Source organism: Legionella sp. 16cNR16C, from assembly GCF_021297775.1.
Classification (GTDB): Bacteria; Pseudomonadota; Gammaproteobacteria; order Legionellales; family Legionellaceae; genus Legionella_C; species Legionella_C quinlivanii_A.
The window spans coordinates 580,742-605,478 of the sequence record NZ_JAJTMX010000002.1; the positions used below are offsets into that span (position 1 = coordinate 580,742).

Consider the following 24,737-nt stretch of genomic DNA (forward strand, 5'->3'; position numbering starts at 1 on the left):
GATTGAATCTCTAATCACATATATTAATAAATAAATGAGAACCTGTTCTGAAAATTATAGCGATATCATGGCCTAATGCATCAACTGTCTTGTAAAAAAACGGCCCAGAAGGGTTATCGGGGCGCCGGTGATAATGTTTTCAATAAGCTTCATACCTTCTCTAGATAGCCAAAAATTATATTGACGTCAGTAACTATCTTGCATTAAAATTCCAATTTGTTTTAAAATCCTACAAAAGCAGGTTTGTGACGCCATGAAAATTACATCTTAAGTACGCCCATCTATAGGGCAAATAGAGAAAACCATTTTTGGTTTCTATTTTTTATTGTCCTAAAAGACATGCTTAAGAGTAATCCATGCACCATAAACCGATTCAATTTAAAGACCTAGGTCTTATCTATCCGCATAAAACCTGTTTTCAAGACTTCAGTGGCGAAATTCGCTCTGGTGAGCGTATTGCACTGATTGGCCGAAATGGCTCAGGAAAATCAACCTTGCTTAAGATGCTTGGTGGTCTTTGTTCGGCCTCTGATGGCGAAATTAAAATGCCTCAGGATGTTCGTATTGGTTATCTACCCCAAGTGATTGAAGAATATCCTGACTTAAGTGGTGGTCAACGATTAAACCAAATGTTGACCAAAATATTGACTAAAAATCCTAATGTTTTGGTATTAGATGAGCCGACGAATCATCTGGATAGACGTAATCGTCGTTCTTTAATGCGCAAGCTCCTGCATTATACTGGAACGTTGGTTATCGCTTCTCATGATAAAGAACTCATCAATGCAGTCGCAGATACTCTATGGCATATTGATTTAGGCCAAGTGACTGTATTTAGAGGAGCTTATTGTGATTATCAGCAAATGCTTGAAGATAAGAAGGCATCAATTGAACAGGAATTAACACGGATTGCGCATCAGAAAAAAGAATCACATCTTGCTCTAATGAGAGAACAAGAGCGTAATAAACGCTCTAGTGTTCAGGGTGAAAAAAAGATAGTGCAGCGTAAATGGCCAACGATTCGCTCTCCTACAAAGCTTGCCAATGCAATGACCACAGGAAATAAACGATTAAGTCAGATTAATCATAAAAAACAACACTTGCTTGAAGAGCTTTCTTCTCTAAATTTTCCGGAAACGATTAAACCCAAATTTAAATTAAATGGTCTTGACCATCGTAAATCCTTAATCAGGATCCAAGATGCTTCTATTGCCTACGAGACTGGAGATGTAATTCTAGAAGAGATTTATTTTCACTTGAATGGCTGCGAACGGGTGGCCGTGTATGGGGACAACGCATCAGGGAAGTCCACCTTTGTTAAAGCGCTCTTGGGGGATAGTCAAATTAAGAGAGCAGGTGAGTGGACTATTCCTCAGCGCAATACAGTTGGGTATCTCGATCAGCATTATCAACATCTGGATCGTAACGAAACAGTTCTGGATTTGATGAAAAGTCAGATGCCCCATGCTTCTTACACTGAACTTCGTGCCCATTTGAATGACTTTTTATTTCGTAAAAATGAAGAAGTTGAAATAAAAGTCAAATATCTTTCTGGTGGTGAAAAGGCAAAGCTTTCTTTAGCTTTAATCGCTGCCAATCCGCCCAGGCTGCTTATTTTAGATGAGGTAACCAACAATGTAGATCTGGAAACACGTGCTCATATCATTCAAGTATTACGTGAATTTCCAGGCGCAATGTTGGTTATTTCTCACGACCATGATTTTTTAGAATCCATTCACATTGAGACCAGGTATCACGTTCATCGACGAAAGATACATCATTTCAATGAGGAACAATTAGAGGGTGTTCACTATGACTAATCGTTTGCCTAATCACATAGCTCCTTTTATGTGGCATTTTTTAAAACCGTATCGTCGCATGGTTTTTTTATTTATTCTGCTTGCTTTAATGGCTGGATTTTGGGGACCGTTTAATAGTTTATTGATTAAATCCTTTATTAATACCTTGGCGGACAAAACAAGTATGAACTTTTCCTCTTTGTATTGGATTGCTGGGCTACTGGTAGTGAACTTTATTGTTTTTGACAATATCACCTGGCGAACAATCGGGTACTTGAACTATAAATATGAAGCGGTGATTAAAAACCAAATTATTAGCCAAATGTTTGAGTATGTGCTAGGAAGTAGTACGCAATTTTTTCAGGATAACCTATCTGGGCGAATTGCCACACAAATTACCATTCTTGCTGATAATCTTGAGATTATTTTGCATCGCGTGTCTGTTGATTTTCTTCGTGGTGCTTCATTATTAGTGGTTTCATTTATTACAGCCTATTTTGTTAATGTTCTGTTCTTTTATATTTTATTTCTTTGGTTTATTGCCTTTGCCTCATTTAGTATTTGGATGTCGGCACGATTGGTTCAATTGTCCGATGACCATGCAAATTCTGAATCGCAGCTTTCTGGGCAATTAGTCGATAGCCTGGCGAATCAATCCAATATTCGCATCTTTTCGCGAAAAATCTATGAAGTGGAACGTATGAACACGTTTTTTAGCTTGGTACAACGAGCTTTTCAAAGAAAAGAGCTGTTTATTGTTTTGCTATGCTGCGCACAAGGTGGAATGATTGCGGTAATGATGGGTTTGGCCTCGATTAGCTTAATTCACTTGTATGGCAAGGGACTAGTGAGCATTGGTGATTTTGCTTTGATTCTTGGGCTTTCCATGGAATTGGGGCATATGATGTGGTACACCATGTACCAAGTGGACCAATTTAACCAAGCTTTAGGCAAAGCAAGGCAAAGTTTAAATGCATTGGTCATGCCTCATGAGATACAGGATAAAAACAATGCATCCCAATTAGTGGTCACGCAAGGTCGAATTGAATTTTACAAGGTGAAATTTCATTACCAAGGTGGTTACTCCCTGTTCCAGAATAAGTCCGTAACAATTGAAGCGGGTCAAAAAGTGGGGTTGGTGGGCTACTCAGGAAGCGGCAAGTCCACTTTTGTTAATTTGATTTTACGACTTTATGAGGTAGTGGATGGACAGATCCTCATCGACGGTCAAAATCTATCCGAAGTGACTCAAGAGAGTTTAAGGCAAGCCATTGCTATGATTCCACAAGACCCCACTCTTTTTCATCGAAGCCTCATGGATAATATTCGCTATGGCAGGACAAAAGCTTCGGATGAGGAGGTCATTTCAGCTTCCAGGAAAGCCCATGCGCATGAATTCATCAGTCTTTTGCCAGAAGATTATGAAACCTTACTCGGTGAACGTGGCGTGAAGCTTTCTGGTGGTCAGCGCCAGCGTATTGCCATTGCTCGCGCGATTTTAAAAAATGCGCCCATTTTAATGTTGGATGAAGCCACGTCTCAGCTGGATTCCATTACAGAGTCCAACATTCAGGACAGTCTTTGGGAGTTGATGCAAGGAAAAACAACACTGGTTGTTGCGCATCGTTTATCGACGCTGTTGCATATGGACCGAATTTTAGTATTCGATAAAGGCCATATCGTTGAAGACGGGACCCATGCTGAACTACTAGATCGCGGTGGTTTGTACAAAACACTGTGGGATGCGCAGGTAGGTGGATTTTTACCAGATGAACAAAAAGAAGAGTCTCAAGATTTAGTGAATAATGAGGTAGCAAATGAATAAACGACATACAGAGTTTAAGGTAGTTCACCATTTATTTAATGACTTATTATCTGGTTTGCAATCAATTTTAAAAAAACACGCAACAATTAAAAAAGAATGGCGTAAAATTCAAGCTGGGTATTTTCTCATTACCAGTCTGTAGAATGGCAATTATCATCGATTCTGAAGGAAATGCTGTTTCGCTGCTTGAACTCCATAAATAAGTCTGTATACAAAGGATATAACCAATGATGCTTGCTAAATGCTCTATTTTTATTGCTACAAGCCTTGATGGCTTTATTGCAAGAGATGATGGTTCTATTGACTGGTTAATGAAAGCAAATGGGCCGGTGCCCTCAGGTGAGGATGGTGGTTATAAAGAATTCATATCCATGGTCGATGGACTAATTATGGGTAGGAATTCTTTTGAGACAGTATTGTCATTTGACACTTGGCCTTATGGGGAGCTTCCGGTTGTGGTGATGAGTAGCAACCCTATAGAAATTCCAGCTCAACTAAAACATGTTTCAACCTCTTCTGAAACGCCCACTGAGCTCGTTAGGCGGTTAACTGATGAAGGGTTTAAGCATCTTTATATTGATGGTGGTATAACGGTCCAAAATTTTATAGCTGCGCATTTAATCCATGAATTAACAATAACCATTGCACCGGTATTGCTTGGTTCTGGTCGTTCATTATTTGGACCTTTGATGCAAGACCTTGAGCTGGAACATTCTGAAACACGATGTATTGGCGGGGGTTTTGTTCAGTTGAAATATCGGATTAATCCATCAACCAAGAAGAAGTAAAAACAAATGTCTATTTGCCTCAGATTTGGTATTTTGAAGGTTTAAGCACATTAATATTGTAATAAATTAGATGTTCGTTGCAATTGTATGTGGAATATGGGTAATCATTTATGAGTGTCAATCTAATCTTGTGCATTTGTTCATTTTTGACTTTTGTTTTACTTCCTGTTCATGTTTCGGCTGTAGCAAATCCTATAAATTTGAATAAAAACAAAGTAATTGAGCGTGTTAAGAAAGCAGAAAACCATGTTGCACATCATGGAAAAGAAAATGCAATTTTAGAGTTTCGGAAAAAGTCCAGTCGTATTTTTGCAATTAATTTTGATGGCATAGTTCTGGCCTCTCCAATACACCCTGAGACTGTTGGAACAAATCAAATCAATTTTAAGGACCAAACTGGAGTTTTTGCAGTTAGGGAGGAAATTGAAAAAGCTAAGATTGGTGGAGGTTGGCTAAAAGGACGTTATAGAAAAAATCACATTACTGGTAGGTATGGCTGTAGAAAACTTTATATTTATCCGATGCCTGGTAACTACTTTATCGGCTCTTGGTATTACTATCCCGCAACAAGAAAAGGAGAATGTAAGTTTTGAAGAAAAAAAGTTGTTAATTCTTGCTGCAGCTGCTCCACCACTTTTCCTTATATAATATATTATCGGCACGAGACTCCCATTTATGACCATTTTTACACACCATTTTAATTTTGGATTTACCGTTCAAATACTCTGTTGTTAAGCATATACCACCATGTCTGCTAGCGAATTCGTGGAAATAGTCTATTGAATATTTTCGAGAATTTCTTTGCGCACAGATGGGGGGGCATCTCGACTTATTTTTCGTTCGATTATAAATCGTAGCCTGCCAAGTGTGGTTTTCTTTGCATCTCCACCATACTTTCTTGCCTACATGCGGAGTGAAGTCAGATGGATTTAATCCTTTATTCAATTCGCTATCCCACTCGGCCAATGTAAACCCCCCATTTTTAGTGGCAACCTAAATTAGAGTTCATTGCCTGTTTTTTTGCCAGATATTCCCATGGTGTTAAGTCATCTAGAGAATCATGTGGCCTCTCGTCGTTGTACTCCTTCATCCACTTTTCTGTTAGCTCTCTTACCTCTTGTAAATTTTTAAACGCATACATATTCAGTATTTCTGTGCGATAAGTTCTATTGAATCGCTCAATAAATGAATTCTGGGTTGGCTTTCCTGGCTTAATAAATTCCAATTGCACCTTATTTTTTTCTGCCCAATCAGCAAGCGTACTTGAGATAAATTCAGGACCATTATCCATGCGTACTTTGGCAGGTAATCCCCGCCAGGCAACAACACGTTCTAATACCCGAATCACTCTTTGTGCTGGTAAACTTAAATCTATCTCAATTGCCAGTATTTCCCGGTTAAAATCATCAACCACATTAAACGTTCTGTAGCGCCGACCGCACATTAATGCATCGCACATAAAATCCATTGACCAGCACTGGTTTATGGCTGCTGGCACGCTCAGAGGTTGGTGAGCGATTGGGAAGCCGCTTTTTGCCTTTACGACGCATATTGAGCTTAAGCTCACAATACACCCGATAAACACGCTTATGGTTCCAGACGTGGCCTTGGCGACCCAGAACCTTAAGCAACTTGCTGAAACCATAGGCTGGGTAGCGTTCTGAAGCGAGTTGCAGTGCCACAATAACCTGTTCATCACGCCATTTATCTGGCTTATACCGATAAACAGAGTCACTGATACCTGCAACTCGGCAAGCACGGCGCAAACTTACCTCGTGAGTGTTCACTATATAATGAGCCAAGTCCCGCCGTACCGCCGGCTCTAGAGCTTTTTTTCAATAACATCCTTCAGAATTTTATGGTCAAGACTCAGCTCAGCATACATTTGCTTTAAACGGCGATTTTCTTCCTCAAGATCTTTAAGACGCTTCACGTCTGATGCTTCCATGCCGCCATACTTTGCTTTCCAATTGTAATAAGTCGCATCAGAAATGCCGTATTCTCGACAAATCTCTTTAACCAATCGGCCTGCTTCGACCTCTTTTAAAGTCAATTAAAGAGCTTGCTGCCTTAAGTAAACGTGAACCTGGTAATTTGAGTCGTACAATTAGCACAATGGCTCGCTACGGAATTATTGAAATGAAGAAAATTGGGAAAAATTCTAAACCAATTGCTAAGGCCTTAGATTTTAATATTCAATATAGTGCTGCTGGATAATATTATATTCTTTAATTTTGAACACTCCGGAAATCCCGGAGAGTTCACTTTGAAAATTTAACCAGTGAGTTCCAAAATGGAACATACTGATGCTTGGAATTTTCAATTTGACAGAAAGTGTCTGCTAAATCCTAGATAACTTTTCTATCCATTTTTCTTTGTTTATTTAATTTGGTACACGGTGTGTACCAAATTAGATATGATTTAAATATGGAACGCAGTGCGTTCCGAATCTATGTTATAACTTTACTTATGATTTGGATCTCATTGCGATCCAAATTAAATATTTATTCTCAATTCGGACCGCACTGACGTCCACCAAGGAGGCCAAGCTGTGGTAGGTAATATTCAAGGGGGTATGGGTAATAAGGAAAAATCATGAAAACAACCTCAAGAACCAAGAAAATACGCTATGCTTTCGAATCCGCGGCTAGATGTGAAGCAAAAACAAAAGGAAATCATGGTCAGCCTTGTCGCTGCCCTGCTGTTAGAGGAAAAGCTCGTTGTCGCGTACATGGTGGCGCACGGGTCTCTGGTGCTCCACGCTATAACCTCAACGCTTTAAAGCATGGAGAAACAACTGGAGAGGCCAAGGCGTTCAGAGAAGAGATTAGGCAGGCAATTCAGCGTAGTAAAAAATTCTTACAGAATATTGAATAACCACGCTTGATGATTGAGATTCAAATATCAGATTTGACAGAAGGTGGGAGGGGGTGTCTGGGTTTTTGGACTCAATAGGGTCATCCGGTGGGGCATAACTTTCCGAACTTCTCCGCCAGTCAAACTGGAAGCCTAATGCCAAAAATTAGAATTAAATGATTGCTTTGTGTTGAAAAATGGGCATCTGATTTTTTAATCAACAATGGATCTGGTGATGCTTCTGCCGTGCCATTATTTTGTGTTGTCGCACTTGTTTGTACTATTTGGTTCTTAAAAGCCGAATTAACATCAACTGTTCCTGCAAAAGATGGAGATGTAGCCAGCAAGGCTATTACTGCCGTTTCAATTGGTTTGAGAAATTTTCTCTTTTTGGTTTCTGACATTGTTAATCTCCACATAAGGTTTTAATTTAACTATCATTATAGACCATCAGAAAATGACCATGGTGGCACATTATATGATCTTTTGAGTAATAATACACCAAATATTCATTAATGCCACCTATTAGGTGTGGAATCTATTGGGTGCAATGTCATTTACTTTCTGTACGAAAGTAAAACATCCAAACCTTATTAAATTAGGTAATAAAATCAGAGAGCTACGAATATCCAAAGGTTATTCACAAGAGGGTATTGCGGATGCTGCTGGTATGGGACGCACTTATATGGGCGTGTAGAACGGGCGAGCAAAATATATCTATTCAGAACTTAATACAGATTGCATTTGCCTTGAATGTAGAGGTAGGATTTTTGATACCATCACTTTCAGAGCTTAAGAGCCCAAATAATGAAACTCACTAAGGTATCATCCCTTCAAAGCCTCGTGAACTTTATTCAATAATTTTACAGACACGTTTTTTTGATTCTCAATTTTACTAATATAAGCCTGAGTTACTGCCATTAGCTTGGCTAGTTCTTCTTGAGTGAGTCCCGCTTGGATTCGAGCCAATGCTACTGGATTGTCCACGTAATCAGCAGGATCAAAGATTTCATAGTCTTCATTTTCCTGTGTATGCCTTAATTGCTCAGTAATCTGATGGCGCAGAGCTTTATAAGCAGCAACAGGCAATAAAACATACTCCACTTTACCATCGAGTGATTTAATCGTTTGTAGGTTCATTTGTAAGCACCTCCACGTGGTTTGATTTTTTCGATAGAAACAATCCTCACCTGATCATCTCTATCGAAAATAATTCGCCATGACCCCACACGTAATCGGAAATAGGGTTCACCTTTTAACTTCTTAATATCCAAACTTGTGTCATCAGGATTCTTTCCCAGTAACACAATCTTTTCAGTTATTCGGGTTTTATCTGGTTGTGGTACACTTTGCAGGGCTTTCTTAGCCTGTTTTTTGATGAGTAACGTGTACGACATCCTTTAAAACCATTGTTATTATTCTTTAATGCTTATTATAGGTTATATTTGGTTATATTTCTAGCGTGTGGTTTAGTGGCACTATAGTGGCACTAGGTGGCAAGAAAAGGCAATTCATTGCAATACACCATAATAATCGCAATAACCTAACTAATTGATTTTACTGTTTTTATTTATGGTGTATGCTTGCTACTTATAGTATGGATCGGGATTCGTAATCAGAAGGTCCGCGGTTCGATTCCGCACAACGGCATAATAAAATCAATGGGTTACGTAAAGATCTGAAAATCTCAAATTGTTGTGTCGAATATGTGTCGAAGTTTAAAAACCATCATTAATCGAAATTAAAATAAATAAAAATGTAGCCTTGATGGAGCCGACAGGCGCAATCAAGGTTTCATATGGCAGAATATTGAGATAATAATCAGTCGTAAGATTAACCCGCACAGACTTATATTCAGATGTTCGCAGTAGGTTCCAAAATGGAGCCTACTCCAAAGCAAAGAGATGAAGTATGACAAAAGAATTAACAAGGCCAAGCTGGTATAACGATGAATTTTATAATAAATCCAGAACACCTGAAGAATGGTTATATGAGCTATGGAAAAGATACCAATTTAATCAAGATGAAATTGGGCTTCCAAACTCAATTCATACATATTCAATAAAGCAACAAGAAAAATACTTTGATGAATTTATATTTGATCGGCAAATTGACAAATTTCTAAGTTTTTTTGTAAAAGCCACACCACCAGAGCCAATTAGATATCCTTCGGTCAGTGATATATTCATAATGTACTGTAGTGGTCGCTACGCTGCTAAAGTGAGAAGTAAAAGCTTCAGCATTAAAGTGAATCCCATAAATCCGTCGTTATTAGAGCAAATGAATTATCTTAAAAGATAGGGATGAAAAAAAGTGGAATGTCGATGGATGGAAAAGTACAGTAAATGCCCATCCAGAGTGCAGGAGTATTAGCAAATTAGGCTTCGCGTGTGGTTAAGCAAAATTTTACTTGCCATATGAAGATATCAATCCAGTAGAAAGCTATGCCCTATAATGAATATATCTTTAGAGCTATTTACATATTATGCCTACACCATCCAAAGATAAATTAAAAAATATAGCTGGGCCCGCTCATATTCCAGGCGTAAGTTATGCTTATGTCGAACCCAAAGAAGGAAGCAGGCATGAATTTTCAAGCACTTCACTCGCTGTTGGAAAAACTACAAATGCTGGTCAGGATGAAGTAGATAATGATCTTTACCAGAATCTCGAGAGCACTCTTCATTTTTTGCTGCTCTTTCAGAATTGTCAGACCATCAGACTGCTCATGGAGTGCTGGTACAACCTACTGATAGGGTTGATGTGCCTATGCATGAAACACAAGAAATGGTTGATTTAGAATCCGCTCGGGATTTAAATCAACGATTTCGAGAAGCTGTGGGCAATATTAGATGTGAGGAGGTAAAACCTTCGGCAGCTGAAGAGGTATTAGAAACAAATAGTTCGCCATCCTTCTCTTAGATACTGGAAGAACTGACAAAAAGTGGGATTTCAGAGCAAGGCCAACAATTGGTATAATATGAATTAGTCCAATCAGCTCTGAATTTAACTTCTTATTTGGTGATAAATGAGGCTTTCTGCTTTGATCATTCCATCCATCGATCCCTGCCTCTAAATATCGTCTGTACCACTTCCTCAGGGTAGGGCGAGTAATGCCACATTTACGGCAAACATATCCTGCATCTTTAGTTTCTAGATAAAGATTTACCCAAGTTAATCTAGCTTTAATTTGCTGTTTCATAAGACCGGTAAATCTCATCAGTTAATTGAAACGATGTCTATGAATCACACAAATTATCAAAACCGATGGGAAGCTCAACAGGACATTTTTAATTACATCATCATGTTCTATGCTGCTTAATCTCTTTCTGCCACCATTAGCCTTTGGGCAGCTTAAAATCAGAGTGAATGAGCATCGGAAAACTGCCCCAATCAATAAGTAGTGAATTTGTGATTATTTAGTAAATTGCCACCGTTTAGTTGATAAATATTTGAACATTTTCTATACTAGTTAAGCAAGATATCTTGCCACAGGAGATACTTATGTCAGAAAAATCTACACCAAAAGATAAAAAACTGGATAAAGTTTCAGATACTGAACTGGAAAAACTCTCAGGGGGGGTTGGCGGCGGCGACCTGGGGGTTGGCGACATGGGGAGTAGCGAGATGTGGCTGAAGACTGGTGGCGGCAAACAGAAAGACAAGAAAAAAAATAAAAAGAAACACAAATAAGCCCCTCTATCCATATTCACTCTTTTGCTTCCGGATTAAGCAGCTCCCGGAGCTATAATCAGATCACTAAAATTCAGGCTAATTACTTACGCGATGACTGAGTAAGCCTGGGTGATCATAAATTGATCAATAAGGCCGCTTATGGTATATTAATCGCTCTTTTTTGACAAAGAAACATCTTAAAGGAAAATTGTTTAATGCCTGAAATTGAATGGTCAGCAAAAGAAAAGGCATTTGAATGGGATTTTGCCAAAAAAATATTAATGCCAGAAGGGAGGCTATTGCCGGACGGTAATAAACTGCGCAGGAAAGATTATCCCAATATTTTAAATCACTCATTTATAATTATAGATCGTCAGATTGTGGCTATGTCAGGGAAAGGGAGCTATTTAGGGGCAGGAATAAATGGGCATGCCAAGCTTGCTGAAGAGGAGAGCGGCCATTTAATTGCCTTAAAAGTAGTTACGAGTGAAAAGGAAGCTGCTAATTCTGCTGAGGAGTCGAAAGTGGCTCAGGATTTAGGAATAGCTGGCCAAAGAGCGACACGGACAAGCTGCTCAAAGAAATACCCTCTGAAGCATTATATTGCCTATCAATTTCTCGGCATCCGTTTATTTGAATACCTTGACAGGCATAAGGCTTCGCTCGATCAGCGATATGAGCTAGCAATTAAAATTGCGCTTGCTCTGCAAGAAATACATACTGGAAAAAACTCTCTTTCACAGACAGCTTATATACATGGTGATATCCATGGAAAAAACATTGTAGTTGATGAAGAAGGTACTCCTCATTTAATCGATTACGGAAGAGCCAGGCGTTATGATGTTGCCGATGCTGACGCATGGCGAGATGATATTGTTAAAATGCTGCATGTGTTTTTTACCTCATTTTCAGATCGTATTCGCTGGTATACAGACTGGATTTTCGGGGACTGGTTGGGCGAGTATCAGTTTGAATTTTATCCTCCACCAGAAGCCCCCTCAAAACAAACCATATACGTTTATTTAAACCCCAAAGATGTAAGCAAGAGTGGCTACTATTCCTCTGTCTGTTATGCCGTTTATGATTCATGCGGAACATTTCAAAGCAAAATAATTCAACTGGATGCTTTAGGACTTCATCCTTTGGCGCCTCATGATTTTAAAGAGGAATGTCGTTTTGAATCGATTGATGATGAACTAAAGCAAATGATTGAAATAAAAGTCCGGGAATTAACGGATAAAAGTGGCTATACCACCAGTGTAAAAGATAGGAATAATGTTTTATTTGATCTGTTAAAAAAGCCCAGCGATTTTTATCAAGTCAGGAGTACTCCTACAGCACTTGATGTTGCTGAAATTCTTAGTTTATGTCGTGTTGAACTAGATGAATATCAGGGACGATTTACTGGATTGTCTGCTGGTGCTCGACTGAGGATTGTTCATAATTTAAATGAAGCTGCTGCGGCTATTTTAGCGTTATATAAAATTTTGAATTCCTTATCTGGGCCTCATGCTCACATACATTCGATATTAAAAAAACTTATCGTATCCTGTTGTCTTGTTCAGGATGAAACAGTTTTTAAAGATGTTAAAGATAAATTAAATGTCGAACTTGCAACCCTTTCTTATGAAGATGCCAGCAAAATAAAAAACAGTTTAGATGCGATTATCATGTTATTAACGAACAAAAATAGCTGGGTCAACGAGTTACAATCGCCAACAAGTTCTAAAGTAGGGGAGAATAATTGTGCATTTTTCCAAAAAGATAGCTCGACAATGACTAGCGAGGCGCGTTTGTCTATCGTTAAACGGGATAGCCATTTTTCAGGATATGTACAACAACTCTAAAATCAGGTCCAAGACTTGATAACCAAAGAAATTGTTTTTACCAGGGAGACGCTTTTGCCTACCGCGAAACAAGATAGTAATTTTGCAGAGTCTGTTTTGCACGTTATTAAAGATGATGCTGACTGTAAAATAGAGATTGCGAACGCAGCTCAGAAATTGAGAGCCGTAGTTATTACTCCCATTCTAAATAAACTAGAGACAAGTGTTAAATTGAATGCCTCAGAGGAGAAATCACTGGATTTTCTTATCTCTGAACATTCATCGGATGATCCGCAGTGGGACGGGGTGATGCAGGAATATTCTACTGCTGAAATCAAGAGCAGTAAGGAATTGCTGAAAGAGCTTTTAATAAGATTCTCGGCAATTATGGAGCCCGAAAGAATAAGGAGAACTACCGATGTAAATTGCTTAAGCAAGGTGGTGAAGATGATCACTGATTGCTCTTTCTGCTATGTAGAACAACTGGCACGGACTAAGACTGGTGAAAGCAAACTGGAGTTTGAAAGCATTTACAGGTGGATAATGCCAACCCAGGCAGAGCTCGATATGCGAGTACGCCGCACCCCGGAGCATCTTGCCATAACCCGCGGCCTAGGCATGGAGATTGACACTGACATCGCTCCACGTGCGGCTCTTCATACTCGGGCTTATCGATCTGGAAAGGCTGCTTTTGCCGCTGCGGATGTGTATCAGAAGGCAAGGGTGGTCGTTGAAAAATATGATGCCGCAGTCGCTGCTGGAAGATTTGAAAACGATATATCTGCCTCTCATAGAACCCTTCCAGAAGCGAACCAGGCGCTGAAAGCTCTTGAAGAAAAAATGGCCTTTTACAAAATCCCTTTAAACCCCGCGGACCGTCCAAAAGATTTTATAAAACGAGTGCCGGTGCCCTATATTCAACATCTCGCAAGCTGGGGTTCAGGGAATGGATCTTCTTTACCCTTGATTGCCAGTGCCTCATCAACTGCGGCTAGAGTGTTTGTTGCGCTGCTTGATCTCGGTTTTTTTCATGATTCATTGGGAGTTTTCCAATCCCGATCCGCAGGTTATCTAGCGATAGTTTTATGTGGAGTCATTGTTTATAACGGCCACCATTCCGTAATTGAAGTTGGAGAAATATATAATCGTCTAATTGACTACGAAGCCGTTCGGCATCTTGAGGCTCTAGGCCCTGGTGAAGATACAGGATTAAGCGAAGAAAAGATGCCCTATTATCATATCGGCGTTTCGGCTACTTTAGTTCCAGAAGCCCTACGGGAGCGTGTTTCTTCTGAATATCACAGAAGAACCCAGACGGATTTAAATGGGGCTATTAAACTAGCTCCTGGTTTGTCTCGCTTCTATGCTTCCAACTCTATGAACAAGAAACACAATACGAGTGATGATTCTCTGGTTGGAAGGTTTATGATAATTGATAGCTAGGAATTTTTAGAGAGGGTTCATTAAACTGTGCCATTACTCACAGGCACGCCGTCATCTTGAACGCAGTGAGAGATCTCCCAAATCCTGGTTTGTGCCCGCATTCGGAGATCGCTCACTGCCTTCGAGATGACGTGACACAGTTTGATGAGAGCTTGTTTTCAGTTTTATCTGTCTCCTCATCTTCCTGTTTGGCATGACGCTCAATATTCAATGCCTTTTCAAGCACTCTCACAACCTGAGCCGTCACGCGCATTGGATCATACATTGTGGTCATTACCCGTTCCAGATTTTTCTGAATCCTCTGTCTTGCAGGTACATCTCTTTTTAAATAAAAGATGGTTTGAAAAAGAAGTTCTGCTTCGGGTTCAGTCGTCTCCAATAAAACTAAAGGCAATTCCTCTGCGGGACAATCATCGAAAACAGGATTGAGCATACGGGTCTTGTTTGAAATCACAATCAATCCGAAACCCATCATGTTAATGATAGTTGAGGCATTATCGCAAAACCCTTTTTTGTCGAATTTAATACCGTAGCGAGATTGATGGCACAATCTTCGGAAAGCTTCCTCACTCACATCGATATGAAATTCAATGGGTAGGGCTTTAGGTCTTTTTTTCGTGACCTGCGAATCCAAATCCTTGACTATTTCTCTACATAAATTATTGAACTCGTTTTCATAGTCATCTAAGGATGATAATTTTGCTATTCTGTGCTCTTTTTCAGCGAGCATGCGTTCGAGAGGCTTAAAATCAGCACAAAATCCCAGGCGGTCAGGAAAAGTGGACAATACATATTGTCTGAAGGAACTAAAACCATTCATATCAGCCAGTACTTTACCTACAATTTTAATCTGAATAGTTGAAACTCCTTTCTCAGCCAGCAATCGGGCTAAATTTAGCGTGGCGGTGTTTCCCTTGTTTCGTCGGATAGTTCCAAACATCAATATATTATCTGGTCTGTCTGCAGGACCAGGATCATATTTTTTAGCGCTTAGTATAGGGGCTGGAATAAGAGATATTCTTTCTTCCAATGAGAATTGTGCAGGGTATTCATCACCGACCTGAAAAAGAGTCCATGCATTGCTTTTAGCTAAAGACATCTTGGTATCTGTACAGTGATAAAAATTTTTGGTTTCTGCTGTCTGGAGTAAGCCTGCTTTATCTATAGGATTAAATGTAATAATACGATCAAAAAAAGGAATTAATTGGGCTGTCTGATAATTTCTATCTATCTCGGTAGGTTCCTCTCTATTGCAGCTATGTTCATTAATCAATGCACATATTTTAAATCCAGCTGCTTTTAGCTGGGAAAGATGCTTTGCTGAGAAGCTAAATCCAGTATGAGGAATTCTGAAATGCATGAAAAGAACTGTGTCTTTGGAAATTGTGGTCAAGATATAATGCAGTAATGAGTCGCCAATTTTTTTTAGTGCAGCGTAGGTTTCACTTAACCTAATAGAGGTATCAAGCGCTTTACTCACTTCAACGGCTAAGCCAAGCCCTTGAGCACGCAGATAAGTTACTTCATGTCCTGAATCTCTTAAACATCTCTCCATCTGACGCGCGTAGCTGATGTCGCCTGTATTTTCGGCCTCAAAAGGAGCGGTAGTTATTAATATTTTCACATAAATCGATTTAGTTAACAGGTCTTATTTCTATAGTATATATAATAATCACGCTGCTGACTTTATGTCCGGCTTTCTCTGCAGGTTGAATTGAAAAAGCGAGCTCTGGCTTTTAATTCTTCCAATTGTACTTGAGCATGTAAGGTATTAAGTTGTATTTGTGTCGTCATTTGCTCGCGTTGATTGACTAAAAATAAAGTACTGTCGCCGCCATAAAATTTTTTTGTTTCTCCTTCCTGTACCTTTTTAGCCAAGCGCAATTCTTGTTTTAACAGGCTGACTTGCTGCCTGCTTCTATTTATACCAATCAGTATATTTGCAAATTCATTGTTAAGTTGTTCATAAAAAAATCGCTTTTCTGCATGAATTTGTCGCAATTCACTTTCAGCCTGGATCAGGTTTCCCCTGGCTTCTCTTTGTAATAAGGGAAATTTAAACGATAATCCGACCATTGCGGCTTGTGGAATTAATAAAGGGTATCCTCCTGTTCCATTTTGTTTGAAGGTGTACGCAGTTGCATCTAATTGAGGCAGGAGTTCGTTACGTGCCTGATCGCGTTTGAGCCTTATCATATTGGCATAATGGTTAAGCTTTTTAACACCAGGGTGTTCTCTGAGCGATGTTTGTATTTCTGCTTTATTGTTTGAAGTGCTGCTCAATGCAGGTAAGGATTGTTCCCCGGGGACCTGCGGGTTTCCCTGTGGGTCCCGAAAATATAGAGACAAATTAATGCCTGCTTGTTCAAATATCATTTGGCCTTGATTGAGTAACTGTTCTCGTTGAATTATTTGCTGTAAATTTTCACTGATGGCAAGTTCCGGCAAATCCCCAAGACTTGCCTGTTTTTCAATTGCCCGTTGCCTTTTTTTTGCCAATCGCAGCAGTTGCTTGAATGTTTTTATTTGAAGGCCTGCTTCTACCCATTGCCAATAGGCTTTAATTCCCTCCTGATAAATTTTTATTTTGATTGCTTCGACGTCCTGTGCCTTCATGAGCATCAATTGAGCAGAAGAAAATAATCCGGTGCGCTCTTTATCGATTAGCCGGTCGCGAAGCAAGGGAAGTGATAACCCAGCCCGATATTCTCCACCTGAGTTCGTCAAATAGTTTTGATAATAAATGGGCCAGTCGCCTTGCCCGTTCCGATAGCCTGCAAAAAGTTTCAAACCGTTGTAGAGGGTTGGGATGGTGAGTTGAGTATCACCAAAATTATTAATATAACCACCAGCGGGTTGTGAGCGGGTACTGACTTCCAGGGTTGGGTCAAACTTTCCATTGGCATTAACAAAGGCCCCACTGGCTTTTATGACTTCGAGACGTGCTATTTTTACTTGAGGATAGTGAGTGTCAATACTTTGCAACACTTGCATTAAACTCAATTCCTGCGTTTTGGGGGAGGCATAGGACCATGAATACCCCAATAAGAGGCCTATGCCAGTTAGTATAGTGAAAAGCCCGTGTAATGCTGATACCCTCATAAATTCGCCTTTTGTGCTACGCTTTCAGGCGGGAAGCCGTTAAATTGGCGCCATAGCTCGTACCATAAAGGTACTTCACCCAATTGAACCCAACCATGAACACGAACTCCCTGTCTTAAAAAGTTTGGATCAGGCCAGGGTTCATCAGGTACAATTACGACGCGAAATAATCCCATGCCATTATCTGTCGGATCTATAAAGGCCACTTTTCCGCCAAAAGTGCCTACGGCGATTTGTGGCCAGCCTCTAAATTGAATCGCCGGCCATCCTTCAAATTGAAGACGTGCCTTTTGATTGAGGTAAACAAATGGAATATCATTCCCATCAATCCAAAGGGCTACCGCTCTGGATTCGGTGACAGGTATAATCTCAGCCAAGATCTCTCCTTCTCTGACAACAACACTTTGTTGTCCGGCCAGGCGTTTGACTATCACTCCCGGGACATGCGCTTTGATGAGTTGAGTCTGTTGTCTGGCAATGCGAACATCGATGCTGACCTTATCAATATTGGCTTGTGCCAGTTCATTTTGATATTTGGCATATTCTATTTGAGCCAGTTCATATTGACGTTTTGAATTTATACCTTGCAGAAACAAATTCTTTTGGCGTTCAACATTGGCTTTTCCTGCGGTTAACGATTGCTGTGCCGCTTTAATGCGAAGCAAAATCGCTTCTTTTTCCATCTCCAATCGTTTGAGTAACTCTGGGTCGTTGTCGCTAATCTCTACAATGGGGTCTCCCGCTTTAACACGGATCCCTTCGTCGACGTACCATTTTTTAATTCTGCCATAGATAGGTGAGTTGACAGTATGTAATCGCTCCGTAGGGGAGAATGCAATCACTTTCCCGCTCCCCAGGGCAAATTGCTGCCAAGGGGTGAAACTCAATAGTAAAATTAAGATAAAAAGTACTAAAAAGATAATCTTGGCGATTTTGCGCGGATTGGGTAATTTGCCAATCATTTGATAGGCATGTAGCTTCATGAAAGCACCAGACAGTTAGACAAGGGAATATGATTCGGATATTGAGTGATTATTATCAAAAGCGTCTCATTGAGGTTTGCTAAATGGAAGAGCAGTAATTCAATGTCATTTATGGCCAGTCTATCAAAGAGGCTATCGATGATAATAAGCTTGGGTTTTGCAATTAATGCGCGAATCACCATGAGTTGAATGAGCTCGAGTTCAGTAAACACCTGCTCCCAATCATAAATCATGGTTTTTAAGCCATGAGACTGACTCATAATTTTATCCATCACTCCAAAAGATTTTAAAAGCTCTTTTAATTGCTGTATCGGAAAAGGCGCCTGGTTAAGGCGCAGATTGTCATAAATGCTGCCGGCAAACCAGTCTTTATCTCGAAGTAACAGGGTGTGTTCACGAAGGGAGCGCCTGTATTCCTGATGGCAGAGAGTCTGATTGATATACACGCTGAGATCGATATTATTTTTAAAACCCAAGATAAAATCGACAAGTGACTCTTGGTTGAGTGTCTCATTAAAGCAGATAACCAGAGGGTTTCCAGGCGAGCTCGCTCCTTTTTTCTGTTCTTTGGTGACTAGCGTGATGTGTTTTATGGGATTGATAAGTTCGCTTAACTCGGTGTTGACAGGTTCCGTTGGAAGATTTAATACCAGATCAATTTTATGTTCGGAAGCCAGCAGGTCGTAATAATTTTCTAAAAGGACACCAAATCGTTTGAAAGCATAAATTAACGCGCCAAGTACAATTTCTGCTGCAACGAGCTGGCCCAGGCTTAACTGGTTGTTAATCACAAGATAGCCGCCCAGGCCGAGTAATAAACTGCTGGCGATTGCTGAGAGAAGATAAAATCCAATCTGATGTTTAATAAGTTGCCTGAAATGGATATTGCGAGCCTTTAAAAAATGAACCAGGCGTCTATCCGTTTGCAGAATAGCGTAGCGATGATAGCGATTAAAACGAAATAAAAAGCGATTGGTCAGCAGCTCTTCCAGCCAGGCACCTATTTGGTGTTTTTCAGTACATTCCTTTTCAGCACTTTCCAAACCTTTACGGTAGGGCAAAAAAACGATTAAAACAATGCTTAATATAATAAATCCATCGAATATGAGAAAAAGCGGATGATAAAAAAGGAGCAGGATTAAACTAAAAAAAAGCTGCAGACCCAAATTTACTCCATAGAGTAAAAGACTTGATAATGCTTTGTTAATGGTTGCCACTTCGAAAAAGCGATTAACGAGCTCAGGTCCATGATGTGAAGAGAAATTATCGAGTGACAAATGAGTAAACTGACGGGTCAGGCTCAGACTTATGTTAACCATTAGTTTCTGTTGAATGACTTCGATGATAACCGTTTGCCATATATTTAAAGCCCCCAGCGCTATCATTAATACAAGTACGATGATGCTTAGTGTGACTACCGGCTGTAGTAACTTGCCGAAGGCAATCAGATTGACTAAAGTTTGGGCTGCAATAGGTATGCTTAAGCTAAGCAGGCTTACGACCACACTTATCATCACGATTGATGCAATCGTCGCTTTATCTAATACCTCAGCAATCGAACTCATTCCCTGTTTCATCAGCGTTCCAAATCCTTTATTTAAGTTTTAATTTATCCATGATAAAAAATTCAAGAGAATCAATCGCTTTACTTGCAGCCTCTTTTTTAATTAACGATACATGAATGTCTTTCAAAGAGGGAAGAAAATAATCATCGAGTCTATCCAGATAATTGGGAATCATACTTCGCTGTATGGCTGTGATCCCAAGGCCCGCCTTGACAGCCGCCATTTTGCCCGCATAACTTGGACTACTAAATGCCAGGCGCCATTTGAGATTATGTTGATTGAGGGACTCAATCACATTACCGCGATAGACGCATGGGGTGGGTGAAAGAATCAAGGGGATTACTGCTTTATCATTGAGCGCTGGCAGCAACTCTTTTTTGCCTACCCATTCTACGGGCTCATTCCATACATTGACGCCCTCAGAAATCAGATTTTTTTCATTGGTCTTTATCAGAATTAAGTCAAATTCATCCTGATGAAATCGTTTGATAAGATTCAATGTTAAATCGCATTCCACATTGAGCATTATTCTGGGATGAAGCCTGGAAAACTCCACCAGTACTTCAGAAAGCATCATGGAGGCAAAGTCTTCCGGAAGGCCAAATCGAAGCTCGCCCTGTAGCTCCGGTGTCTTAAATCGGTCTAGTGATTCGCGATGCAGCTCGTATATCCTTTTAGCGTAACTTAAAAAAAGTTCGCCCTCTGGGGTAAGGGATAGTTCTCGCCCACGGGTAACCAACTGTTTTTCAATTAAATTTTCGAGTTTGGCAATTTGCTGGCTTATCGCTGATTGGGTTCGGCCTACACGGGCAGCTGCTTTAGTGAAGCTTTGCGTGTCGGCCACAGCCAGAAAGCATTGCAGGGTTACTGTATCTAATGACATTAGAATTCCTAATAGAAAAGATAAATATTTTTAATTTCACTTATATCAGTATATCTAATATATTCTCATTGTAACAAAACAATCTCTAATGGGGAATGATGTGAATACTATAGTTTTATTTTTTTTATGTCTCATGTTGTCCAGTCCAATTATCGCACTTGCTTTAAACTGCAGTTTAATTTCGCGGCCAATTGTTGCAGCCCGCATGGCAGGTTACAGTATTGGTGGCGGCTTTTTAACTGGGCTAGGGCTGCTTTCCTATTTATCCTTATCTCAGAATTCAGCAGTGTACTTCTTAATTAGCTTCAATACCTTGGGCCTGTTGTTATGCTGTTTAATTTTATTAGTGAGCTTTATCGTGCATCGCTTTTCACTAAGGTATATGCATGGGGATAGGCTCTACAGACGTTTTTTTCTTCTGTTATCAACGCTTACATTGACAGCGCTTATCATGGTGCTTGCCGATGATTTGTTTTTATTCTGGTGTGCCTTATCTGCTTCCAATGTATTTCTAGTACTGCTGATGGTACATAAATCTGAATGGGCGGCTGCAAAAAACTCTGCGCGCCTGGCCTTTTATACACTGGCCTCAGGATGTTTAAGTCTATTAATCGCTTTTATTATTTTAGCTGTAAATTATAGATCAAGTTCTATTTCATCATTAGTGCAGATAACTCAATTCGGCAATCCATCCTTATTTTCCATTTCAATGGGCCTAATCATGGTTGGCGCAGTTGTCCAATCCGGATTATTTCCTTTTCATCGATGGTTAATCAGCTCTTTAAATTCACCAACCCCGGTTTCTGCTTTGATGCATGCAGGCCTTGTTAATGGCGGAGGAATTCTAATCGTCAAATTGGCGTCACTGATGATACTTTGCCCCGGCTTGCTAACGCTATTATTCATAGTCGGTTCTATATCCGCATTACTGGGTACTACCTGGAAGTTGATGCAGCATGATGTAAAAAAAATGTTGGCCTGCTCGACTATGGCACAAATGGGGTTCATGATGATGCAATGCGGCGTTGGCTTATTTGCTGCAGCTATAGCGCATCTGTGTTGGCATGGATTATTCAAGGCCTATCTTTTTTTAAGTTCAGGCTCTGCGGTGAAACAAAGAAAATCAGAGACCAATTGCTCTAAAGGGTCTCTCATTATGCTTATGATTTCTCTTTCTGGCGGGATAGTGGCAATGGTTTCCTTTGCGTTTGCAACAAATAAGCCGCTCTCCGTGCATGAGGCAAGCAGCTTTGTTTTGTTTTTTACCTTTATAGCTGGCTCACAACTCATGTTCACCTGGATCAGGGCCCACCAAACGGTGTCAAGTTTCGTGTTGGCGCTTCTTCTTGCCATGATTTCCGGCCTAATGTATGGCGCGAGTATCCAATTGATTCAGTGGCTAATACCAGGCATCTCAATATTGAAAGCATCGCAGTTATCAATAATCCATTGGGCGATTATGACCTCATTTGCGGCGTTATGGGCCTTCTTTAATCTGGGTATGCATCAAACAATTGGCCAATCAAGATTAGGCTGTTGGCTTTATATGAGCTTATTTAATTCAAGCCAGCCCTCTGTAAAAACTGTCACCGCTTTACGAAACGATTACAACTACTAAAGATATTAAGGAGTATTTATGACCGCTGCAAAAATATCATTGAAACAGAATAGTGCGACGAAAGAAATTAAAAATGCAGATATTAGCTTCCATGGTAGAAAAAACAAGGCGCTTGAAATTCAAGCCTTGGTACACAATGCTGCAAAATGTATCGCACCTGTCTGGCCGCTTGAAACGTTTATCGCCTGTAATCCATTACAAGGATTTGAAGGACAAACGTTTGAAGACGCCCTGGCTCAGGTTAAAGGTAACTTTAAACGCCAAAGGGCTGAACGTAACCTGCAACTGGAGGACGTCAATATTCAAATGATCAAATGGTGTGGAGGCTTTTTTGATGCGGGACAAGGCAGTATTGATATGCCTTTTAGGGAGAAAGGGTTTTATTTTGGATTCTTAAAATTGGCTTATTTTGATAAGCAAGTGCACCAGAATAAAAAAGAAGCAAAGGAATTTCTACAGCAATTACCTGAGTCTGCGGAAGAAGCAATCAGGATCTGTCTGCAAAGACTTCATGTTCCAGAAGGGCAGGAAGAGGCATTTCTTTCAAAGTCGCTTTCCTATTTACCAGGATGGGCAGGATTTGCGAAATGGAAAACAGACTGGCAGAATTCAAAAAAAACGGGAGAAACTAATGTAACTCTCACTGATTTTCTGGCAGTGCGCCTGGTGCTAACCTGTATTTTCTGGCCTGACGCAGCTAAAGAAAAAAAAAGTCTCGGCGATGGTTCTTTGGTTAAAAAAATGTTGGCGAAACTAAAAAGCAACGAGAACTCCTATCGGCAAAAGCTATTAAGCCAGCTTTTGCCGGAGGTAGAAAAAGAAAAGTCCCATCTTGCGCGAAGAAATGCGCAGTTGGTTTTTTGTATTGATGTACGTTCCGAGCCTTTTCGTCGCGCCATTGAATCCCTGGGCCATTATGAAACCTTTGGTTTTGCCGGTTTTTTTGGTCTTCCTGTGCGTGTGGATGAGTTTGATAGCAATAGAAATAAAGAGTGCTGTCCGGTCTTGTTAAAACCAAAATATGCCGTTAAAGAAATACCGGCTGCCAATAAAGATGTTTTTGAGCATTATCAGCGAGGAAAGGCCTTCATTGACCGCTGCAAAAGTCTGTATACGCAACTAAAACACAATGTGTCCACCCCCTTTGCCTTAGTTGAATCCTTAGGTCTTTGGTGCGGTCTGAATATGACTGTTAAATCTTTATCGCCAGAACTAAGTAACCATGCAGTATCGGCCATCAAAAGTTGGTTAAAGCCCCGTATGCCGACCAGGGTTGCTTATGAGTCAAGCCAAACTGATGCAGAGCAAGGCTTGTCCCTGGAAGAGCAGATTAGTTATGCTGAAACGGTATTGCGTCTAATGGGACTTACTTCAGGTTTTGCGAAGCTCATTATTCTTTGCGGCCATGGAAGTACTACTGAAAATAATCCCTATGCATCAGCTCTGGATTGCGGGGCCTGTGGTGGTAATCATGGCGGTATCAATGCCCGTTTATTGGCAGCGATTCTCAATAAGCCTGAAGTTCGGAATGGTCTGGAAGACCGCGGCATGCACATCCCCCTGGATACGATATTTTACGGGGCACTGCATAATACAACGACGGATTGCGTTGAGCTTTATTCCGAAGAGGCAGTGAAGACACCAATATATCCTGAACTTCTGACTCAACTGCAAGCCGATTTGAAAGAAGCAAAGCGCATAACCAACCAGGAGCGGGGAACAAAATTGCAGAGTAACAAGCCCCATAAAGACATAATGCGACGAAGCCTGGATTGGTCTGAAACACGACCTGAATGGGGTTTGGCACGAAATGCAGCCTTTATTGTGGCACCTCGGCATCTAACAAAAAATATCAACCTTGATGGCCGTTGCTTTCTTCATTCATACTGCTTTGAGCACGACCATGACGGGGCACTGCTCGAGACGATTTTGACTGCGCCCATGGTGGTGGCTGAATGGATAAATACTCAATACTTATTTTCTACTTTAGATAACGTTGCTTTTGGAAGTGGAAGCAAAGTCACTCACAATGTAGTTGGAACTATTGGGATCATGCAGGGCAATGGAAGCGATTTGATGCATGGTCTTCCCCTGCAGTCGGTAATGAGCTCGGATGATAAAACATATCATGAACCACAGCGTTTATTGACAGTTGTTTACGCTCCCAGAAAGATGGTTTCTCAAGTGATTGAAAAACACTCCATTTTAAAAACCTTATTTTTTAATGAGTGGGTGCATTTGGTAGTCATTGATCCGAATAGTCAAAGTGCTTATCAACTCTACCCATCTGGAGAATGGCGTTTAGTAGAATTACATCCAATGAATAAAATAGAAATCATAGTATCTGATTTCAGACAAACTCGGGTGTGATGTT

The 24,737-nt window shown here is 40.3% G+C and carries 22 protein-coding genes and 2 pseudogenes; 13 read left to right on the top strand and 11 right to left on the bottom strand.

Annotated features, from left to right (window positions below):
• The first annotated feature begins 356 nt into the window (after positions 1-356).
• From LXA66_RS06505 to LXA66_RS06525, 5 genes are all read left to right on the top strand, one after another.
• Positions 357-1,820, top strand: coding sequence for an ATP-binding cassette domain-containing protein (locus tag LXA66_RS06505; protein WP_233012468.1), 1,464 nt, complete (start codon positions 357-359; stop codon positions 1,818-1,820).
• A complete protein-coding gene (locus LXA66_RS06510) occupies positions 1,813-3,624 on the top strand; it encodes an ABC transporter ATP-binding protein (protein WP_233012469.1) in 1,812 nt (603 codons plus the stop codon). Before LXA66_RS06505 ends, LXA66_RS06510 begins: the two co-directional genes overlap by 8 nt.
• Complete coding sequence (locus LXA66_RS06515) at positions 3,617-3,766, top strand: hypothetical protein (protein ID WP_233012470.1); 150 nt, start codon at positions 3,617-3,619, stop codon at positions 3,764-3,766. Before LXA66_RS06510 ends, LXA66_RS06515 begins: the two co-directional genes overlap by 8 nt.
• 88 nt (positions 3,767-3,854) lie before the next feature.
• The gene (locus LXA66_RS06520; protein ID WP_233013024.1) at positions 3,855-4,412 is read left to right on the top strand and encodes a dihydrofolate reductase family protein; all 558 of its coding nucleotides are present in this window, start codon (positions 3,855-3,857) and stop codon (positions 4,410-4,412) included.
• A 110-nt stretch (positions 4,413-4,522) separates the two neighbouring features.
• A complete protein-coding gene (locus LXA66_RS06525) occupies positions 4,523-5,005 on the top strand; it encodes a cache domain-containing protein (RefSeq protein ID WP_233012471.1) in 483 nt (160 codons plus the stop codon).
• A 13-nt stretch (positions 5,006-5,018) separates the two neighbouring features.
• On the opposite strand, the gene LXA66_RS15905 is transcribed toward LXA66_RS06525, so the two are convergent.
• Positions 5,019-5,378, bottom strand: a complete 360-nt coding sequence (locus LXA66_RS15905; protein WP_370637195.1) for a zinc-ribbon domain-containing protein — start codon at positions 5,376-5,378, stop codon at positions 5,019-5,021.
• A 16-nt stretch (positions 5,379-5,394) separates the two neighbouring features.
• A pseudogene (locus LXA66_RS06530) lies at positions 5,395-6,465 on the bottom strand (IS3 family transposase).
• A gap of 542 nt (positions 6,466-7,007) precedes the next feature.
• Here LXA66_RS06530 and LXA66_RS06535 point away from each other — a divergent pair.
• Positions 7,008-7,289 (top strand): hypothetical protein, encoded by a 282-nt coding sequence (locus tag LXA66_RS06535; RefSeq protein WP_233012472.1) that lies wholly within the window; start codon positions 7,008-7,010, stop codon positions 7,287-7,289.
• A 119-nt stretch (positions 7,290-7,408) separates the two neighbouring features.
• Here LXA66_RS06535 and LXA66_RS06540 read toward each other — a convergent pair whose 3' ends face one another.
• From LXA66_RS06540 to LXA66_RS06550, 3 genes are all read right to left on the bottom strand, one after another.
• The gene (locus tag LXA66_RS06540; protein ID WP_233012473.1) at positions 7,409-7,672 is read right to left on the bottom strand and encodes a hypothetical protein; all 264 of its coding nucleotides are present in this window, start codon (positions 7,670-7,672) and stop codon (positions 7,409-7,411) included.
• 421 nt (positions 7,673-8,093) lie between these two features.
• Entirely contained in the window at positions 8,094-8,408 is a 315-nt protein-coding gene (locus LXA66_RS06545; RefSeq protein WP_233012474.1) for a helix-turn-helix domain-containing protein, read from the bottom strand.
• The gene (locus tag LXA66_RS06550) at positions 8,405-8,665 is read right to left on the bottom strand and encodes a type II toxin-antitoxin system RelE/ParE family toxin (RefSeq protein ID WP_233012475.1); all 261 of its coding nucleotides are present in this window, start codon (positions 8,663-8,665) and stop codon (positions 8,405-8,407) included. The genes LXA66_RS06545 and LXA66_RS06550 overlap by 4 nt, the downstream gene beginning before the upstream one ends.
• Before the next feature lie 514 nt (positions 8,666-9,179).
• Here LXA66_RS06550 and LXA66_RS06555 point away from each other — a divergent pair.
• Positions 9,180-9,569: a hypothetical protein gene (locus LXA66_RS06555; RefSeq protein WP_233012476.1), complete on the top strand. Its 390-nt coding sequence runs from the start codon at positions 9,180-9,182 to the stop codon at positions 9,567-9,569.
• Between the two features lie 184 nt (positions 9,570-9,753).
• Positions 9,754-10,068 (top strand): hypothetical protein, encoded by a 315-nt coding sequence (locus LXA66_RS06560; RefSeq protein ID WP_233012477.1) that lies wholly within the window; start codon positions 9,754-9,756, stop codon positions 10,066-10,068.
• A 204-nt stretch (positions 10,069-10,272) separates the two neighbouring features.
• Here LXA66_RS06560 and LXA66_RS06565 read toward each other — a convergent pair.
• Positions 10,273-10,470: pseudogene (locus LXA66_RS06565) on the bottom strand (helix-turn-helix domain-containing protein); the annotation flags it as partial.
• A gap of 302 nt (positions 10,471-10,772) precedes the next feature.
• Between LXA66_RS06565 and LXA66_RS06570 the strand changes: the two are divergent.
• From LXA66_RS06570 to LXA66_RS06580, 3 genes are all read left to right on the top strand, one after another.
• Positions 10,773-10,961 (top strand): hypothetical protein, encoded by a 189-nt coding sequence (locus LXA66_RS06570; RefSeq protein WP_133138819.1) that lies wholly within the window; start codon positions 10,773-10,775, stop codon positions 10,959-10,961.
• 197 nt (positions 10,962-11,158) lie between these two features.
• On the top strand, positions 11,159-12,790 hold the full coding sequence (locus LXA66_RS06575) for a phosphotransferase (protein ID WP_233012478.1): 1,632 nt from the start codon (positions 11,159-11,161) through the stop codon (positions 12,788-12,790).
• A gap of 54 nt (positions 12,791-12,844) precedes the next feature.
• Entirely contained in the window at positions 12,845-14,212 is a 1,368-nt protein-coding gene (locus LXA66_RS06580; RefSeq protein WP_233012479.1) for a hypothetical protein, read from the top strand.
• Positions 14,213-14,324: 112 nt separating this feature from the next.
• Here LXA66_RS06580 and LXA66_RS06585 read toward each other — a convergent pair whose 3' ends face one another.
• The 5 genes from LXA66_RS06585 to LXA66_RS06605 form a co-directional block, all read right to left on the bottom strand.
• On the bottom strand, positions 14,325-15,836 hold the full coding sequence (locus tag LXA66_RS06585; RefSeq protein WP_233012480.1) for a hypothetical protein: 1,512 nt from the start codon (positions 15,834-15,836) through the stop codon (positions 14,325-14,327).
• Positions 15,837-15,898: 62 nt separating this feature from the next.
• Complete coding sequence (locus LXA66_RS06590; protein WP_233012481.1) at positions 15,899-17,314, bottom strand: TolC family protein; 1,416 nt, start codon at positions 17,312-17,314, stop codon at positions 15,899-15,901.
• Entirely contained in the window at positions 17,311-18,297 is a 987-nt protein-coding gene (locus LXA66_RS06595; protein WP_233012482.1) for an HlyD family secretion protein, read from the bottom strand. The genes LXA66_RS06590 and LXA66_RS06595 overlap by 4 nt, the downstream gene beginning before the upstream one ends.
• Positions 18,294-19,877 carry an ABC transporter transmembrane domain-containing protein gene (locus LXA66_RS06600; protein ID WP_370637231.1) on the bottom strand — a complete coding sequence of 528 codons (1,584 nt, stop codon included), beginning with the start codon at positions 19,875-19,877 and terminating at the stop codon, positions 18,294-18,296. The genes LXA66_RS06595 and LXA66_RS06600 overlap by 4 nt, the downstream gene beginning before the upstream one ends.
• 13 nt (positions 19,878-19,890) lie before the next feature.
• On the bottom strand, positions 19,891-20,745 hold the full coding sequence (locus LXA66_RS06605) for a LysR substrate-binding domain-containing protein (RefSeq protein ID WP_233012484.1): 855 nt from the start codon (positions 20,743-20,745) through the stop codon (positions 19,891-19,893).
• A gap of 100 nt (positions 20,746-20,845) precedes the next feature.
• On the opposite strand from LXA66_RS06605, the gene LXA66_RS06610 reads away from it, so the two are divergent.
• Positions 20,846-22,363 carry a proton-conducting transporter membrane subunit gene (locus LXA66_RS06610; protein ID WP_233012485.1) on the top strand — a complete coding sequence of 506 codons (1,518 nt, stop codon included), beginning with the start codon at positions 20,846-20,848 and terminating at the stop codon, positions 22,361-22,363.
• 18 nt (positions 22,364-22,381) lie between these two features.
• Positions 22,382-24,733, top strand: a complete 2,352-nt coding sequence (locus LXA66_RS06615) for a DUF2309 domain-containing protein (RefSeq protein ID WP_233012486.1) — start codon at positions 22,382-22,384, stop codon at positions 24,731-24,733.
• The last annotated feature ends 4 nt before the right edge of the window (positions 24,734-24,737 follow it).

Bases quoted from the DNA above. Each gene is read 5' to 3' on its own strand.
- LXA66_RS06540 (WP_233012473.1), bottom strand. From the start codon at position 7,672: ATGTCAGAAACCAAAAAGAGAAAATTTCTCAAACCAATTGAAACGGCA.
- LXA66_RS06570 (WP_133138819.1), top strand. From the start codon at position 10,773: ATGTCAGAAAAATCTACACCAAAAGATAAAAAACTGGATAAAGTTTCA.
- LXA66_RS06555 (WP_233012476.1), top strand. From the start codon at position 9,180: ATGACAAAAGAATTAACAAGGCCAAGCTGGTATAACGATGAATTTTAT.
- LXA66_RS06550 (WP_233012475.1), bottom strand. From the start codon at position 8,665: ATGTCGTACACGTTACTCATCAAAAAACAGGCTAAGAAAGCCCTGCAA.
- LXA66_RS06505 (WP_233012468.1), top strand. From the start codon at position 357: ATGCACCATAAACCGATTCAATTTAAAGACCTAGGTCTTATCTATCCG.
- LXA66_RS06575 (WP_233012478.1), top strand. From the start codon at position 11,159: ATGCCTGAAATTGAATGGTCAGCAAAAGAAAAGGCATTTGAATGGGAT.
- LXA66_RS06615 (WP_233012486.1), top strand. From the start codon at position 22,382: ATGACCGCTGCAAAAATATCATTGAAACAGAATAGTGCGACGAAAGAA.
- LXA66_RS06605 (WP_233012484.1), bottom strand. From the start codon at position 20,745: ATGTCATTAGATACAGTAACCCTGCAATGCTTTCTGGCTGTGGCCGAC.
- LXA66_RS06515 (WP_233012470.1), top strand. From the start codon at position 3,617: ATGAATAAACGACATACAGAGTTTAAGGTAGTTCACCATTTATTTAAT.
- LXA66_RS06535 (WP_233012472.1), top strand. From the start codon at position 7,008: ATGAAAACAACCTCAAGAACCAAGAAAATACGCTATGCTTTCGAATCC.
- LXA66_RS06590 (WP_233012481.1), bottom strand. From the start codon at position 17,314: ATGAGGGTATCAGCATTACACGGGCTTTTCACTATACTAACTGGCATA.
- LXA66_RS06520 (WP_233013024.1), top strand. From the start codon at position 3,855: ATGCTTGCTAAATGCTCTATTTTTATTGCTACAAGCCTTGATGGCTTT.
- LXA66_RS06525 (WP_233012471.1), top strand. From the start codon at position 4,523: ATGAGTGTCAATCTAATCTTGTGCATTTGTTCATTTTTGACTTTTGTT.
- LXA66_RS06560 (WP_233012477.1), top strand. From the start codon at position 9,754: ATGCCTACACCATCCAAAGATAAATTAAAAAATATAGCTGGGCCCGCT.
- LXA66_RS06595 (WP_233012482.1), bottom strand. From the start codon at position 18,297: ATGAAGCTACATGCCTATCAAATGATTGGCAAATTACCCAATCCGCGC.
- LXA66_RS06510 (WP_233012469.1), top strand. From the start codon at position 1,813: ATGACTAATCGTTTGCCTAATCACATAGCTCCTTTTATGTGGCATTTT.
- LXA66_RS06545 (WP_233012474.1), bottom strand. From the start codon at position 8,408: ATGAACCTACAAACGATTAAATCACTCGATGGTAAAGTGGAGTATGTT.